Genomic DNA, 15982 nt, shown 5'->3' with positions numbered 1-15982 from the left:
GACGGCACTTCCGCGCGTACCAGAAAATCACGCCGCACCGGACACGCGGTCGCGACCCTCGCGTTTTGCCTGGTAAAGGCGGGAGTCGGCGGCCCGCAGCAGCGCCTCGACCGGAGTGCCGGGACCGGCGGGGGCGGTGGCCACGCCGATGCTGACCGTGACGTGGCCGCGAGGGGCGGCGGCGTGTGGTTCGCCGAGGGCGTGGACGGCGGCGCGGATGCGTTCGGCGACCTGCAGGGCGATGTGTTCGTCGGCGTCGGCGAGCAGGACCGCGAACTCCTCGCCGCCGTAGCGGATCACCACGTCGGTCTGGCGCACGGCCGCGCCGATGGCGGACGCGACCCGGCGCAGGCATTCGTCGCCGGCCTGGTGGCCGTAATGGTCGTTGTACGGCTTGAACCAGTCGATGTCGATCATGGCGACGGCGACCGTGTCGTGGGCGTCGTCGAGGCGGCGCCGGTTCGGCAGTCCGGTCAGGGCGTCGGTGCCGGCCTGCCGGGCGAGCTGGGCGTTGGCGTCGGCGAGTTCCCGGGTCCGGTCGGCGACCTTGCGTTCCAGGGCGGCGTACAGCAGCGCGTTGTTGACCGACACGCTGAGCTGGCCGGTCAGCAGGCTCACCGTGTCGAGCCGGTGAGTGGCGAACGCGCCCCGGCTGTCGGTGTTCTCCAGGATCAGCACCGCGGTCGGCAGGCCCCCGTTGAGGACCGGCACCGCCAGCAGCGAGCACTGTTCGAGCGGCCGCAGGAACGGATCGTGGGCGAACCGGTCGTCGGCGGTGGCGTCCACGACGATCAGCGGCTCCCGGGTCCGGGCGGCGTAACGGGCGACCGTCACCGGCAGCAGCGCCCCGGCGGCCGGGTCGGCGAGCGGCAGCAGGTCCCCGCCCGCGGTCGCCACCGTCCACGCCTCGGCCCGGTCCGGGTCGTGGATCACCAGGTGGGCGGCGGTCGCCCCGGTCAGCGCGCACAGCACCTGGCTGAGCTGGGGGACGAGCCGGTCGAGGCGGGTCTCCGAACTGATCGCCTGACTGGACCGCAGCACGGCCAGCAGGTCCACCGACTGCGCCGTCACCCGCCCGGGACCGGCCGGGGCGTCCTCGTCCGGCAGCCGGAACTCGGCCCGCAGGTCGGCGGCCTTGCGGTGCGCACCCCAGGCGGCATAGCGGCGGCAAGCGTCACCCAGGGTCTGCTTTCCCAGGTGTACGGCCTGCTGCTCGACCAGGTACCGGCCGTACCGTTCGGCGATCAGCGCCTGGTGCCACGGCCGCTGCACCCCGTCGGCGTCACGTTGCGCCCGGTCGAAGGCGCGGACCACCTCCGGGAGGTCCCCGGTGCCGCGGGCCCGTTCCGCGCGCAGCCACGACGCGAGGTGCGCGAAGTTGCCCGGTGTCTCGGCGGCCCGCTGCTCGAACCACGCCAGATGCTCGGCGAACGCGGTAGTGCCGGCCCGCCCGGTGTCGCCGAGCGCCAGGGCGTGCACGAGGTGCGCGGTGACGACCGTCGGGAGGCCGCTGAACGCCGGGATCAGCGCGGCGGCCCGGTCCGCCTGCCGGACCAGGGTGGCGCGGTCACCGAGCAGCAGGGCGGCCAGCGCGTGGTAGACGTGATCGCCGAACACCGCGGTTCCGGTCCCGGCGTACAGGCGCTCCGCGTCGATGGCGTCCCGGGTCCCGGACAGCACCGCGACGAACTGACGGTGGATCTCCAGGTTCTGGGCACCGGTGCGGTTGTGGGTCGCGGCGGCGAAGGCCATCCCCCGTTCCGCCTCGGCCCGGGCGTCGTCGAGGTCGGCGGCACAGTCGAGCATCAGCGGGGTGGTGGCGGCGAACGTGAACGCCGCGTCGTAGGAACCGCCCACCCGGATGAGACGCTCGTGCATCTCATGGCCGAGGGCGATCACCGCCCGCAGTGGTTCGAAGAAGGCCGCGGCGCTGACACTGTGCAGGAACCGGGCGAAGGTGGCGTCCGGTTCGACGCCGGCCAGCTCGGCGAACCGCATCATCCGGCGCAGGATCCGGTGACCGGTGACGTAGTCCTGGTTCCAGCGTGCCAGCACCAGGTACCCGTTGGCGAGCGGCCCGGTCAGCGGGGTCGACGGGCCGTCGGTGGTCCACCGGTGTGCCGCGACCCGGATCAGCCAGGGATACAACGGGTCGTCCGCCAGGTAGGCGGCCTGCAGGAACCGGTTGACGACCCGGTCGACGGCGTCGGCGAGGGCGTCGGCGGCGCGCGGGTGGGCGGCGTCCTGCTCCGCGGAACCGGTGGCCGCCCACCCGGTCAGCTCCCGCACGGCCCGGGCCGCCTCGTCGGCGCGTACCGGGTCGGCGGGCACCGCCATGCCGCAGGCGGCGAGCGTGTCCCGGCCGACCCGCAGCGCCTCGTCCAGCCGGTTCTGGCAGGTCAACGCGATCAGGTGCAGTTCCGCGGCGGCCAGCCTCACCGGCAGCGCGGCACGGCTCAGGTCGGCGCTGTGGTAGAGGTCCGCGGCCTGCTCGAACCGGCCGGTCGCCAGCAGCACCGCCTGCCGTTCCAGGGTCGTCCGCAGCACCAGGTCCGGGTCGGTGGTCAGGCCGGGCACCGCGATCAGCATCTGCTCGGCGAGCCGGTAGTTGACCGACCGCCGGGCGTCCGCGGCCGCCGCGCACAGCAGCGCGGCGACATGGGCGCGTTCGTCCGGGGAGTCGAGCCGGTCGAGAGCCAGAAGGTACTGCTCGGCGACGATGAGCTGATGCCCGGACTGGGACTCCAGGGCGCGGGCGATGGCGAGATGGTGGTCTCCGCGGCGGCCGGCCGGCATGCCGTCGTTGACGACCTGGCGGATCCGGTCATGCCGGAAGGCGTACGTCTCCAGGGTCCGGTCGATGACCACCAGACCGGATTCGATCGCCTCCTGCAGCCCCGGGCCGAGCAGCGCCACCGCGGGAAGCCCCGCCGCGGCGCTCAGCGAGTCGGCGGCGACGTCCCCGCCCAGGCAGCAGAGCACCTCGACCAGGTGCCGGGCCGGTCCGGGCAGCGCCTCCAACTGGTCGGCGATGACGTCGGCGCCCGCACTGATCGACCGGCCCCGCCGGTCGTCGTAGGCCCAGCCGTCCTCGGCGGGACGCAGCGCCCCGCCCCGGCGCAACGCGTTGATCAGTTCGATCGTCTCGAACGGGTTGCCGCCGCCGCGTTCGGCCACCGTGGCCAGCAGCTCGCCGACCCGGTCCACCGGCAGCCGCAGCATCTCCCGTATCAGCGCGGACGTCTCCGCGTCCGGCAGGTTCGCCAGCGGCAGCCGGGTCGGGGCGTTGACCGCACGCGGCCAGCGGGCCAGGGCCGTGGCCAACGGGTGGATCGCGGGCAGCGGGTCGTCGCGGTGCGACCCGACGAACAGGAAACCCGGGATCGCCCCGGCGTCGATCACACCGTCCACGAAGTCGATCGCCGGCCCGTGCGACCACTGCAGGTCGTCCACCACCATGACCAGGGGCCGGGCCGCGGCGACGATCCGCACGATCTCGATGCCGGTCAGGCGCAGCCGGTCCAGGGCGTGCACCGGGTCACCCATGTCGGTCTCGGGTTCGATGTCCAGGGCGGTGGCGAGTTCCGGGACGACCGCGGCGATGATCCCGGCCCCGGCGGCCAGCCCGGCCGTGAGCAGAGCGCGGATCCGGCACAGCTCCGCGGGCGGTTCGGCGAGCAGCATCTGCCCCAGAGCCCGGAACACCTGCCGGACCCCGTCCGCGTCCGGGCCACGCCGGAACTGGTCGAACTTGCCGGCGACGAACCACCCGCCGGCGGTGGCGACCAGCGGGCGGAGCTGATCGATCAGGGCGCTCTTACCGGCCCCGGACGGCCCGCTGACCAGGATGACGTTGCCGGTGCCGCGCAGCGCCGCGGTGAGGGCCGCCTCCAGCGTCGTGATCTCGGCGTCCCGGCCGATCACCCGGGACGGGGCGGTCAGCTCCCACGGGAAGTCCCGCTCCCCCAGCGCGAAATCGGCGGCCGGGGACTCCGCCGCCAGCCGGCGCAGATCGTGGAGCAGGCCGTCGGCACTCTGGTAGCGGCGGTCCGGGTCCTTGGCCAGCAGACGCGCCACCATCGCCGCGAACAGCGGCGGCACGTGCGGCGCGGGGCCGGTGAGCGGTTCCGGGGTACGCGTGAGATGGTCGTGCAGCAGTTGCAGCGGATCGCCGGTGGTGAACGGCGGGCGGCCGGCCGCCAGTTCGTACAGGGTGGCGCCCAGCGAATACAGGTCGGACCGCTGGTCGACGGGGCGCCCGGTCCGCCCGGTCTGCTCCGGCGACAGGTACGCGAGTGTCCCGCTGATCTCGCTGTGGTGGGTGAACCGGGGCCGTTCCAGCGGGTACGTGGTGGCCAGCTCGAACCCGTCCAGACGCGGCGTGCCGGACGCGTCCCGGCGAACCGCCGCGGGGGTGATGTTGCGGTGCAGCACGCCGCGCTCGTGCAGCCCGGCGAGCACCGACGCCACCGCCGTGGCGACCGCGACCAGTTCGGCCGGATCCTCGACCGGGCAGCCGAGGTCCCGCTCACCGTGGTCGGCGAGCTCCAGTTGCCGGGCTTCGGCGTCGACGCCGAGCAGCACCGGCACCCCGGGCAGGCCGGCGAGCCGGCGCAGCACGAGCGCTTCCTGATGCAGCCGGATCTCAGCGTCCGCCCCGGTGAACGCCTTCCGCACAGCACTCACCCTAGGCCCGGGCCGCCGCCCGGTGCCGACGAACGATCAGGCTTTCTCGAGCGCGGACGCGGGCGCCATCACGATGCGCGGTTTCCTGGCCGGTTTGAGCCACGTCAGCAACCGGACCATGTTCGCCCGGCTGACCGACACGCATCCGGCCGTCGAGCCCTTGCCGCTGGCGTGCAGGAAGATGGCCGAGCCGCGTTTCGTGTTCGCCTTCGTCGACGCGACGTATTGACCGCGCGCGGCGTTCCAGGTGACGCCGCTCGCCCGGTTGAAATCGATGACCGCGACGTGCGCGTACTGTTTCGGATAGGCGGCGAGCCGCTCGGCCTGCGACTTACGCCAGGTCCGTTTCGCCGACGCCGACGGCTGGAACAGGTTGTAGGTCTTCGCGTCCTTGTTGTCGCCGACCCAGTAGTCGTTGCCGTCCACCTTCCGGTACGGCAACGCGGTGCCCGGATCGGCGCGCACCCCGAAGGCCTCGGTGATGGTGAACGTTCCGGCCGGCGTCTTCCCGGTGTCCTGCACCCGTTTCGACGCCCACACCCATCCGCCGTACCCGATGCGTGCTGCCATCGCCGGAAAGGCGAGCCGCCATTTCCCGTCGGAACCGCGCTGATAGGCCCGCACGGTGGCGTGGGTCGACGTCCAGCTCTTACCGCTGACCACGATGACCTGCTTGGATTTGCCCAGGTGGGTCAGGCCGTCGGGCAGTGCCGCCTCAGCGGGCGACGACGGCACCATCAGCCCGGCCAGCACCATCGCCACCACCGCCGCCGATCTGCGCACAGCCTTCTTATCGCCCGGCCGGCGGGCGGGTTTCTCTTTCCTGGACAGGCGCATCGTCATCGGCCCTCGACCGTGCACAGCGGCGGGGCGGACTGCAGCGCGTCGACGAGCCCGGTGGCCGCCTTAGTGTGCTTCGCGTACGCCTCCGGATAGGCGGAGATCTGCACCGCCTGGGCGGCCTCGGTCAGCCGCATCTTCTCCCAGCCCTTGACCTTGGCGAGTTTGTCGTAGAACTTCTTCGTCTGGTACGCCGGGTCGGACAGCTGTTTCGGCGTGCCCCATCCCTGGCTGGGCCGCTGCTGGAACAGGCCGATCGAGTCCCGGTCGCCGCCGCGCAGGTTCCGCAGACTCGACTCCTGCAGCGCGGTCGCCACCGCGATGACGAGGCCCTTCTCGGGTACGCCACGCTCCTCGCCGATACTGACGATGACCTTCGCATTGGCCACCTGGGCCTTGCTCCAGTCCTTCAGCGCGGTGTCGGGTGTGGATGCCGCCGGAGTGGGTACGCAGGAGGCGTCGGCCCGCAGAAGGGGACTGAGCACGAAACCGGCGAGCACGGCGGCAGCGATGACGAACAACAGGCGCACAGTGGGGAATGCCCTTTCGCAGCGGAAACCGACGGCCACCATCCTGTCCACAACCGTCGATCCAGGACGGTAGCAGGATCTTGCCCCGGTGATCATCGGCCGACCGGCTTCGATGCCTCCTGACCGCCTGCTGGGCACCGCGGGGTCAGCCCCACCCAGTTCCAGCCCGCACGCTCAGCCCAGCCCGCACCCGGCCGCGCACCCGGACCCACACTCCAGCCGTCACCCGGCCGGCTAACGACAGCCGGGCACCACAAACGACGGCCGGGGCTGCCGACGACAACCGTGACCGCCGACGACGGCTGGGCACCCCCGAGCCGTCGCACACGGTCCCTACAGGAGCCGACAACAACCCTGAACGACGGCAAGGCACCCCGAGCCGTCGGGCACGGTCACGCCACGGCGCCGCACCAGCCGCGGACGACGGCGGGCCGGAACGAGCCGTCGCCGACGGCTGATGCGGCCGTCTCGGATCAACCATGGACGACGGCTGGCGCAGGCGGTACAACGTCCTCTCAACGTTCCGGGGCCAGTGACCGCCGAAGAACCGTGCCCGTGATGCGGCCTTCGGTCAGGATCGCCACCCGGATTCGCCACGACGGCGCCCGGCCGTACACCGAACTGTCCGGGTCGGCGCCGACGATCGTCACCCCGCCGGCCACGGCAGATCCACCTCGACCGGCACGGAGTAGTCGACACCCGGCACGTCGAAGCCGTACAGGGCCCGGAACCGGGTGCGGAACCACTCCAGGTCGGCGACCTCGCCGATCGTCTCCGGGGTCGCCGCCTCCCACCGCCGGACCACCGCGGCCTGCACGTCCGGGTCCAGCTCCCACCGGTCCAGTCGGATCCGGCCCTGCTCGTCGAGGTCGAACGGGCGGTCACCGGTCAACTGCTCCCACAGGTGGACCGACTGCTGCACGGGTGTCCGCATCCGGTCACCGAGTTCCGCCCGGACCAGGGCCAGATAGAGGGCCAGCCCCGGGATCGCCATCGACGCCTGGGTCACCGCGGCGCCGTTGACCGACGTGAACGCCCGCCCCGCCCAGGGCGCCAGCCGGGTGGTCAGCGCGGCGGCGGTCGCGTCGACGTGCGCCTTCGCCGCGCCGATCGTCCCGTCCCGGTAGACGGCGTCGGTCAGCGACGAGCCGATGTAGGACAGCGCGACCGTCCGGAAACCCTGGTTGACGAGGCCCCGCCCGGCCAGCGCATCGATCCACAGCGCCCAGTCGTCGCCGCCCATCACGCGTACCGTCGCGGTGGTCTCCGACGCGCTCGCCGGTTCCGCGGTCACCTGCAGCAGGCCGGGCCTGCCGTCGCTGTCGAACTCCAGGTTGCGGATGGTGTGCGCGGCCCCGATCGGTTTGATCACCGACTGGTGGACCTCGCCGGTGCCCGGATCGGTGCGCCGCGGCGCCGCCACGCTGTAGATCAGCACGTCCAGGCCGCCGAACCGTTCCTCGATCAGGCCGAGCACCGCATCCTTGGTCGCGCCGGTGAAGGCGTCCCCGTTGACGAAGGTGAAGTCACCGCCCGTCTCGGCCACCATCGCGGCGGTCGCGATCGTCCGGTACCACCCGGCCGTCGCGGACCGCCGCGCCGCGGGACGCTCGAACCCGACACCGACTCCGCGGATCCCGTGCCGTGCCAGTCCGGCGATCGTCGCCGCCAGGCCGTACCCGGCGCTGGATCCGATCACCAGCGCCACCGGCCCGTCCGCCCGCCCGTCCGCCTTCATGTCCGCGCCGGTCACCGACTCGGCACGCATCTGCTCGACCACGGCGAAACACCCGGCCGGGTGCGCGTCGAGAAGCAGAAACCCACGCCCCGCCGGATCCACCACACGCACGACCATGGGAAGCCCTCCACCTCACCATCATCAAAATTCCATTTAAGGGTACGTTTCGGAGCATTCGTCCCGTTATTCCCCTCGGACCACTCGGTCCCCGAGCCGGACACGTACGCGGAACTATCGGGACCGGCGCCGACGCTGCTCCAGCCCGGAGGCGGCGACCGCGAGCAGGATCGACGCGGCGGCCAGGGTGAGCGGCAGGTACAGCGCCGCCGCGACGATCGCGCCGGCCAGGGCGGTGCCGGCCGAGTTCGCGGCGATCTTCAGGGCGCCGATCCAGACGAAGACCTGACCACGGGCGGCCGCCGGGGCGTACTCGCTGCGGGCCGCCAGTGTCGCCGCGAAGAAGAACGAATTGCAGATCCCCGCCATCGTGTACGCGGCGAGAGCCCACCAGAACCGCCCGGTCACCGCCACCAGGATCATCGCCGACGCCACCGTGGTGGCCAGCACGGTCATCGCCCGGTCGGCGTCGCCGGGCAGCGGGCGGACCATGATGGCCGCCGAGGCGAGCAGGCCGCCCAGGCCGTACCCCGCGGTCAGAAGACCGGCCGCCGCGGGATCGACCCCCAGACGGCCGGTGGACGCGACCGCGGTGATCGGCAGGGCGGCCACGGCGAGGGCCACGGTGACGGTCAGGTACAGGGTCCGGCGCAACGGCCCGATCGCCAGCATGATGCCGAGCGTGCGCACCGGGCGAGGCACCTCGTCGGCCTCCGCGGCGGGCGGCGCGTAGGGCAGCACCCGGACCAGCGCGGCCGCCAGCACGGTGGCGCCGGCCAGGATCAGCGCCGCCACGGTAGGGCTCGCCCACGCCGACACGGCGGCGACGATCGTCGGCCCGACGGTGCCGCTGATGCCGTAGGTGGCGACGTCCCACCCTTGCGCCCGCCGCTGCCGGTGCCGCTCCGGCCCGGCGATGGCCGGCAGCCGGCTGCTGATCCCACCGGTGAGCAGCGGACCGGCCAGTCCGGAAACGATCAGCAGCAGGGCTGCCGCCCACACCACCGGATAGACGAGGACCGCCGCCGCCAGTGTCACCCCGTGCACCAGGCAAGCGACGGCGATCACGGTCCGCCCGTCCCGCGCCGTGTCCAGCCGCCGGGCCAGGAACGGCCCGGCCAGGTGCGGCGCGGTGATCGCCGCCCCGAGCAGCCCGGCCACCCACCCGGGCGCGCCCCCGGCGGTGGCCAGCAGCACGATCGCCACCACCGCTCCCCCGTCGGCGCTGCGGGCCAGCGTGGCCGCCACGACATACCGGGCAAGCCCACCCCGCCGCTCGCGCACCGCCCCGACGGTCACCAGGCCGCATCCCGCACGCGCGGCCCCTCGACCACACCGACCGCCCGCACTCCCGGCAGCCCAGGTCCCGGCAGCACCGGCAGTCCCGGTGCGACCGCCCTCAGGTAGGCACTGAGCCCCGTGAACATGCTGACTCCTTGAGGACGACACGGTTGACCATGTGGATGTCACGTCCCGCCGGGCGATGAGGCTGGGGCGTGTCCTGCGGATCTTGTAGTCGCCGGCGGACGGCCACCGGCCTTCGATCCCGAGATCTATCGCCGGCGCAACGTCGTCGAGCGCTGCATCGACCGCCTGAAGCAGTTCCGTGCCTTCGCCACCCGCTACGCCGAGCGGGCCGCCTACTTCCGCAGTGAAGTGATCATCGCCTGCATCATGCCGCACCTCCGCTGATCCACAAGCCCCGGTCCGGCCGACGGCTTGCGCCAGACCGCCCCAGTCGGGCAGGCGTCACAGCTCGACGCCTCCCGCGGTGGCCCGGGTCCGATGTTCACCACCCTTGTTAAGAACATCTAACTCCATGTACGCTCCACTTAACATTGACATGGGGAGGCGGTCGCCGTGCCGTACCGGGAGAAGATCGCTTGGCTGTCGTTGATCGCGATGGCGGTCACCTTCGGCCCCTACTTCGCCTTCGCGGCAGCTTCCGGCGGCGGTGACCGACTGCCCGGGCTGCGCTTCCTCGTCCCGTTCGGGATCGCAGCGATCGCCCAGGCGGTCCTACTGGGGCTGGGGCACTGGTTCCTGCGGCGCCGATCACCGCTGGATGCCCGCATGCCCCTCGATGAGCGCGACCGCGCCATCGACCGCCGCTCGGTCACCCTGGCGTACTACGCCCTGATCGCCGGCATGATCCTCGTCGGCGTCGTGATGCCCTTCAACTCCGCGGGGTGGAGCATCGTCAACGCCGCGCTCTTCGCCATCATCATCGCCGAGGTCGTGCACTACGCCTCCGTGGTGACGAGCTACCGCCTGCAGTCATGATCGAAGGAACGCTGACCAACCGGATTCGCACGCTGCGCTTCCTGCACGGGGAGATGTCGCAGAGCGAACTGGGCCAGCGCATCGGCGTCACCCGGCAGACGATCGCTGCGATCGAAACCGGCAAGTACTCACCCTCACTGGAAGCGGCCTTCCGCATCGCGCACGTTTTCGGCGCCGACCTGCAGGACGTGTTCCAGTGGACTGCCCCGCCAGTTGGCTGACGTCCTCACCCGACGGTCATCCGCCTGCGATGCCCGTCCGGAGTCTCGGCAGAGGAACCCGCACTTCATCGCGGACATGCCTGCGCGACTGCCCGCCTGGTCAACAGTCTCAAGGGCGTGTCCTCGCGTCGCCTTCGGCAGGAGTTCCCCGACCTGGTGCGCCACTACTACCGAGCCAACAAGCTCTGGTCGGGCTCGTACTTCGCGGGCTCCGTCGGCGGCGCACCGCTGAGCGTCGTGAAGCAGTACACCGAGCAGCAGAACCGTCCCGGTTAAGGCACTGCTCGGGCCTGGCGGCCCTCCCAGCGCGGGCCTTCACCCCCGGCCTGAAGGCCGGAGCACTGGCCCGCATCCCGGTAGCACTGACTACATCGACAACCCTCGTCACGTCGACTCTGCTGGCCGCGTGGTGACTTCGGGCACCCAGCACGGCCAAATTCACCACGCCCACAACGGGTGTGGTGAATACGGGTGCCCAGCACGCCTGAAGTCACCACGCGGACGGGCTTCACACCCCCGAACGCGGAACGCGTCTCGCACCCGGCACGCCAGCCGTCTCAGCCGCCGGACGAGGTGCCCTTGACTACGGACGAGCCGCCGCTGCTGCGGCCCACCACGTTGGTCTTGACGGTGCCGTTGGCGACGTGGCCGGTGGCGGGCAGGCTGAAGGCGCGGCGGCTGGACCTGTCGGTCGCGGGGAAACTGTCGCCGCCGTCGAGGGACATGCCCGGTGACATCCCGCGGGCGTAACCGGTCGAGTGCCACAGGAAGACCGGGGTGACGGGATCGGGGTCGTCGCAGAGGTCCTCGTCGACGATCTCACCGTCCTCGTCGGCGCAGTAGAAGATCTCGTCGCCCGACTCGCCGAACTCGTCCGACTCATCCGAATCATCTGACTCATCCGAATCGCCTGACTCACCCATATCGTCGTCTACATAACCGTCGCCGTCGAAGGATTCCGAATAGTCCGATGAATCGGACTCGGCGGAACTCTCGTAGACATATGTCGACGAATCCCCGGACGACTCCCACTCCTCCGAATCGGATGCGTCACAGGCCGCGACCCGCCCGACGCCAGCGCCAGGAATGTTGCCGTCAGAACCACGCTACGGGAACTGATCCGGCGGTTCACCGAACGACCAAGCTCATCATTCCGGCAGCGTAGATCACCACATCCACCCTGTTCAGGCTGGACATTCCACGCGCATACCCCAGAACGGCAGCGCCTGCCGCACAGTGATGGGGCCTTTTGCGCGTACCCCACAAAGGAGAGGGCGGGGAACGGCCTGTGCGGCGGCTGTGAACCCTGGGCGGGGCGGTGATCGCGCTCTAGATCATTAGGTTAGCCTTACCTGCATGGACAACATGCAGTGGCCGGGCCGTGTCTGAGAGAGACGCATTCCGGAGAGACGCGCTCACCGGCGACGACCTCACCCTGGCCTACGACGGGCGCACCGTCGTGCACGGCGCGCACCTCGCGTTGCGGCCCGGCGCCGTGGTCGCCCTCGTCGGTCCCAACGGGTCCGGCAAGTCCACACTGCTGCGTACGCTGGCGCGGCTGCACACGCCGACCGCCGGTTCGGTCACGCTGAGCGACCGTGACAGCGACAGCGACCACGACGGCATCGACGCCCTCGCGCTGCGGCCGAAGGATTTCGCGCGGCAGGTCACGCTGCTCACCCAGTCGCGGCCCACGCCCGGTGGGGTCCGCGTCCGGGAGGTCGTCGCGTACGGCCGGCACCCCTACCGGGGGCGGTTCGGCGGCGGTGACCCGGACGGGCACGAGCACGTCGAGCGGGCGATGCGCCTGACCGGTGTGCACGCGATGGCGGACCGGCCCGTCGACGAGTTGTCCGGCGGCGAACTGCAGCGGGTGTGGCTGGCGACCTGCCTCGCCCAGGACACCCGGGTGGTGCTGCTCGACGAGCCGACCACCTATCTCGACCTGCGGTACCAGGTGGAGACCCTGGACACCATCCGTGACCTGGCCGACGAGCACGACGTCGCGGTCGGTGTCGTGCTGCACGACCTGGACCAGGCGGCCGCGGTCGCCGACCACATCGTGCTGCTGCACGCCGGGCGCGTCCGGGCGGCCGGCACCCCCGCCGAGGTGCTCACCGCCGAGCTCCTCACCGACGTCTACGGCCTGCGCATCGACGTCACCGTCGACGGCTCGGGGCGGGTGCACACCCGCCCGGTGGGCCGACACAGCGACCGTTTCCTGCCGACCACCTGATTTCTGTCGAACACCCCCCGAAGGATATTCATGAGGACCAACCTGTCCCGCCGCGCCCTGGTGGGTGCGGTCACCGCCGCCGTCACCGCGGTCGCGCTGAGCGCCTGTGGCACCACCGAGGAGCCCGCCGAGACCGAGGCCAGCACGGCCGTCTCGGCCGGCCCGGTCGACCTGACCGACGAGCGCGGCGCGGTGCACCTCGACGCCCCGGCCACCAAGGTCGTCTCCCTGGAGTGGGGCCCCACCGAGACGCTGCTCGCGCTCGGGGTGAAGCCGGTCGGTGCCGCCGACGTCAAGGGTTACAACACCTACGACACGCAGGCCCCGCTCGACGCGGCCACCGCCGACCTGGGCACCCGCGGTGAGCCCAGCCTGGACGCGATCATGGCGCTCACCCCGGACCTGGTCGTCACCACGGTCGACCTGCCGGAGAACGTCATCAAGCAGATCGCCGACCAGGTCCCGGTCATCGCGATCAAGGGCTCGGACGGCGCCGACCCGATCGGCTACATGCGCAAGACGGTGACGCTGCTGGCGCAGGCCACCGGTACCACCACGCAGGGTGAGAAGCTGCTCGCCGACTTCGACGCGAAGATCACCGAGGGCAAGGCGGCGCTCGCCACCGCGGGCAAGACCGGCGCGCCGTTCACCATGGCGGACGGGTGGCTGCAGGACGGCACCGTCGCGCTGCGCATGTACACGCCCGGCTCGTTCTTCGGCGCGGTCGCCAAGGAGCTGGGCCTTACGAACCAGTGGACCGAGGGCGGCGACAAGGACTACGGCCTGGCGCAGACCGACATCGAGGGCCTGACCAAGATCACGAACGCGGACAGCAAGTTCGTGTACGTCGCCAACCAGTCCGAGGGTGGCAAGGAATTCGAGGCGGCGCTGACCGGCAACGCGGTGTGGAAGACCACCCCGTTCGGCAAGGCCTCCAACACCGACCGGATCCCGGACGGCATCTGGATGTTCGGCAGCGTTCCGTCCGCGAACGCGTACGCCGACGCCCTGATCGCCACCTTCACCGGCAAGTAACGATGGTCGTCACCTCCGTCGCGCCGCCCGGCGCGACGGGCACCTCCCGGGCCGGCCGTGTGGCCGGCCCGGTGGTCGCCTTCGGCGCCGCTCTCGCGCTGCTCCTGCTCCTGTCGGGCGTGCACCTCACCCAGGGTTCCGCCGACCTCGGCCTCGGCGAACTGGTCCGCGCGTTCCTGCCCGGCACCAGTGACGCCGGCGAACAGACCGTCGCCGTGATGGTCGCCAGCCGGGTGCCCCGCCTGTTCGCCGCCCTGCTGGTCGGCCTCGCCGTCGGTGTCGCCGGCGCGCTGCTGCAGTCGGTGGCCCGCAACCCGCTCGCCGCACCGGACACCCTGGCCGTCAACGCCGGCGCGTACGTGGCGGTCGTCGCCGTCGCGGCCTTCGGCGTGACGCTGCCGTTCGCCCTGGGCGGCCTGGTCGCCTTCGCCGGCGGCCTGCTGGCCGCGAGCCTGGTCCTGGTGGTGGCCCGAGGTGGCGCCGCCGGCCCGGCCCGGCTCGTGCTGGCCGGCTCGGCCGTCGCGCTGGCCCTCAACTCGTTCACGTCGGTGCTGCTGATGCTCTTCCAGCAGAACACCGTCGGTCTCTTCGCGTGGGGCGCGGGCAGCACCGTCCAGTCCGGCATGGCGAAGGTGCAGTTCGCTGCGCCGCTGGTCGCCGCCGGGCTGCTCGGCATGTGGCTGCTGGCGCACCGCCTCGACGTCCTCGGCCTCGGCGACGACACCGCCCGCGTGCTCGGCGTCGACGTGCGCAACACCCGCGTGCTGTCCGTCCTGCTCGCCGTGATGCTGGCCGCGACGGCCGTCACCGTCGCCGGGCCGATCGGCTTCGTCGGACTGTGCGGTCCGGTCATCGCCCGCATCGTGGCCCGCCGCATCCCCGGCATGGGACCGCACGCCCTGGTCGTCCCGTTCGCCGGTGTCGTCGGCGCGCTGGTGGTCGTCGCCGCCGACGTGCTGCTGCGGATGTTCGTCCCCAAGGACCTGTCCATCGCCGTCCCCACCGGGGTGATCACCTCGCTGGCCGGTGCGGTGCTGCTCGTCCAGCTGGCCCGCAAGCTGCGCGACGGCGGGCCGGCCGCCGGCGACACGTCCCGCGGCACCCGCGGGACCGTCCGGTCCACCCGCTGGACCGCCGCGGTCGGCACCGTCCTCGGCGTCGCCCTGGTCGCCGCCACCGTCACCGCGCTGCTGCTCGGCGACCGGATGGTGCTGCTCGGCGACGTCGCGAACTGGATCAGCGGGGCGGCCGGGCGGCAGGTCACGTTCGTCCTGGACCAGCGCTGGCCGCGGGTTCTCGCCGCGCTGCTCGGCGGTGCCGCGCTGGCCCTGGCCGGGGGCATCGTGCAGGCCGTCTGCCGCAACCCGCTCGCCGAACCCGGCCTGCTCGGCGTGACCCCCGGGGCGAGCCTCGGCGCGGTCGCGGTGGTCCTGCTGGTCCCCGGCGTCGGCATCTGGCCGGTGATGGGTGTCGCCACCCTCGCCGCCCTGCTGACGTTCGCCCTGGTCACCCGGCTGGCGGCCCGCCGCGGTACCGCCTCGGACCGGATCGTCCTGGTGGGTGTCGGCGTCAGCGCCGCGGCGGCCGCCCTGACCACGCTGACCGTGGTGATCTCCTCGCCGTGGGACACCTCGCTGGCGCTGACCTGGCTCTCCGGTTCCACGTACGGCCGGTCGGCGTCCCAGCTGCTCCCGGTGACGATCGCGCTGCTGGTGGCGGTGCCGCTGGCCCTGGCCGGTTCCCGCACCCTCGACCTGGTCTCGCTCGACGAGGACGTCCCGCGGGTGCTCGGCGTGCCGCTCGACCGGGCCCGGTACGCGTTCCTGGGCCTGGCCGCGATCCTCACCGCCGCGGCGGCCTGCGCGGTCGGGGCGCTCGGCTTCGTCGGCCTGGTCGCCCCGCACGCGGCGCGCGCCCTGGTCGGCGCCCGGCACTCCCGGTCGCTGCCGGTGGCCGCCGGGCTGGGCGCGCTGCTGGTCGTGGTCGCCGACACGGTGGGCCGGACCGCGATCGCCCCGTCCCAGATCGCCGCCGGGCTGGTCACCGCGATGATCGGTGCGCCGTACTTCGTCTGGCTGCTGCGCCGTACCCGCGGCTGAACCGGGTGTCCGGACCGTCAAGATCCGGACACCCGCGACGTCGTCTGGACGGCGGGACCGGAGCACTGCGCCGTGGCGCCCTCGTGAGGTGTCACCAGGCACACCGGTCCCATTCAGCGGCGATGCCGATGAAAGCAAGCCGCGGCTTTGACGACCGTATGACCGGTTTGCGGCGGGGGATTTGCTGCCTGGCACGT

Annotated in this window: 13 protein-coding genes and 2 pseudogenes; 7 read left to right on the top strand and 8 right to left on the bottom strand. The window is 72.0% G+C overall.

Annotated features, from left to right (window positions below):
- Nucleotides 1-27 precede the first annotated feature (27 nt).
- From QSK32_RS21890 to QSK32_RS21860, 7 genes are all read right to left on the bottom strand, one after another.
- Nucleotides 28-4677 carry a diguanylate cyclase gene (locus QSK32_RS21890; RefSeq protein WP_285472973.1) on the bottom strand — a complete coding sequence of 1550 codons (4650 nt, stop codon included), beginning with the start codon at nucleotides 4675-4677 and terminating at the stop codon, nucleotides 28-30.
- Between the two features lie 45 nt (nucleotides 4678-4722).
- Nucleotides 4723-5469: a L,D-transpeptidase family protein gene (locus tag QSK32_RS21885; RefSeq protein ID WP_285472972.1), complete on the bottom strand. Its 747-nt coding sequence runs from the start codon at nucleotides 5467-5469 to the stop codon at nucleotides 4723-4725.
- Between the two features lie 56 nt (nucleotides 5470-5525).
- The gene (locus tag QSK32_RS21880; RefSeq protein WP_045743640.1) at nucleotides 5526-6056 is read right to left on the bottom strand and encodes a transglycosylase SLT domain-containing protein; all 531 of its coding nucleotides are present in this window, start codon (nucleotides 6054-6056) and stop codon (nucleotides 5526-5528) included.
- Between the two features lie 515 nt (nucleotides 6057-6571).
- The gene (locus tag QSK32_RS21875) at nucleotides 6572-6718 is read right to left on the bottom strand and encodes a hypothetical protein (protein WP_157411119.1); all 147 of its coding nucleotides are present in this window, start codon (nucleotides 6716-6718) and stop codon (nucleotides 6572-6574) included.
- Nucleotides 6703-7911, bottom strand: a complete 1209-nt coding sequence (gene fabV / locus QSK32_RS21870; protein WP_285472971.1) for an enoyl-[acyl-carrier-protein] reductase FabV — start codon at nucleotides 7909-7911, stop codon at nucleotides 6703-6705. The genes QSK32_RS21875 and fabV overlap by 16 nt, the downstream gene beginning before the upstream one ends.
- 114 nt (nucleotides 7912-8025) lie before the next feature.
- Nucleotides 8026-9195: an MFS transporter gene (locus QSK32_RS21865; RefSeq protein WP_285472970.1), complete on the bottom strand. Its 1170-nt coding sequence runs from the start codon at nucleotides 9193-9195 to the stop codon at nucleotides 8026-8028.
- 11 nt (nucleotides 9196-9206) lie between these two features.
- Nucleotides 9207-9338, bottom strand: coding sequence for a hypothetical protein (locus QSK32_RS21860; RefSeq protein ID WP_285472969.1), 132 nt, complete (start codon nucleotides 9336-9338; stop codon nucleotides 9207-9209).
- Nucleotides 9339-9432: 94 nt separating this feature from the next.
- On the opposite strand from QSK32_RS21860, the pseudogene QSK32_RS21855 reads away from it, so the two are divergent.
- The 4 genes and pseudogenes from QSK32_RS21855 to QSK32_RS21840 all read left to right on the top strand — a co-directional run.
- Nucleotides 9433-9603 (top strand): annotated as a pseudogene (locus tag QSK32_RS21855) (IS5 family transposase); the annotation flags it as partial.
- A gap of 168 nt (nucleotides 9604-9771) precedes the next feature.
- Entirely contained in the window at nucleotides 9772-10194 is a 423-nt protein-coding gene (locus tag QSK32_RS21850) for a hypothetical protein (protein ID WP_285472968.1), read from the top strand.
- On the top strand, nucleotides 10191-10415 hold the full coding sequence (locus tag QSK32_RS21845) for a helix-turn-helix transcriptional regulator (RefSeq protein ID WP_285472967.1): 225 nt from the start codon (nucleotides 10191-10193) through the stop codon (nucleotides 10413-10415). Before QSK32_RS21850 ends, QSK32_RS21845 begins: the two co-directional genes overlap by 4 nt.
- 96 nt (nucleotides 10416-10511) lie before the next feature.
- A pseudogene (locus tag QSK32_RS21840) lies at nucleotides 10512-10691 on the top strand (transposase); the annotation flags it as partial.
- A gap of 281 nt (nucleotides 10692-10972) precedes the next feature.
- On the opposite strand, the gene QSK32_RS21835 reads toward QSK32_RS21840, so the two are convergent.
- Complete coding sequence (locus tag QSK32_RS21835; RefSeq protein WP_285472966.1) at nucleotides 10973-11338, bottom strand: hypothetical protein; 366 nt, start codon at nucleotides 11336-11338, stop codon at nucleotides 10973-10975.
- Nucleotides 11339-11796: 458 nt separating this feature from the next.
- On the opposite strand from QSK32_RS21835, the gene QSK32_RS21830 reads away from it, so the two are divergent.
- From QSK32_RS21830 to QSK32_RS21820, 3 genes are read left to right on the top strand one after another with little or no spacing between them, the layout of a single operon-like run.
- Entirely contained in the window at nucleotides 11797-12651 is an 855-nt protein-coding gene (locus tag QSK32_RS21830; protein WP_045743580.1) for an ABC transporter ATP-binding protein, read from the top strand.
- A 30-nt stretch (nucleotides 12652-12681) separates the two neighbouring features.
- The gene (locus QSK32_RS21825) at nucleotides 12682-13686 is read left to right on the top strand and encodes an ABC transporter substrate-binding protein (protein ID WP_285472965.1); all 1005 of its coding nucleotides are present in this window, start codon (nucleotides 12682-12684) and stop codon (nucleotides 13684-13686) included.
- Nucleotides 13687-13688: 2 nt separating this feature from the next.
- A complete protein-coding gene (locus tag QSK32_RS21820; RefSeq protein WP_285472964.1) occupies nucleotides 13689-15785 on the top strand; it encodes an iron ABC transporter permease in 2097 nt (698 codons plus the stop codon).
- The last annotated feature ends 197 nt before the right edge of the window (nucleotides 15786-15982 follow it).

Source organism: Actinoplanes sp. NBRC 101535 (genome assembly GCF_030269225.1).
Taxonomy (GTDB): domain Bacteria; phylum Actinomycetota; class Actinomycetes; order Mycobacteriales; family Micromonosporaceae; genus Actinoplanes; species Actinoplanes rectilineatus.
This window is presented reverse-complemented; position numbering and strand designations above follow the sequence as displayed.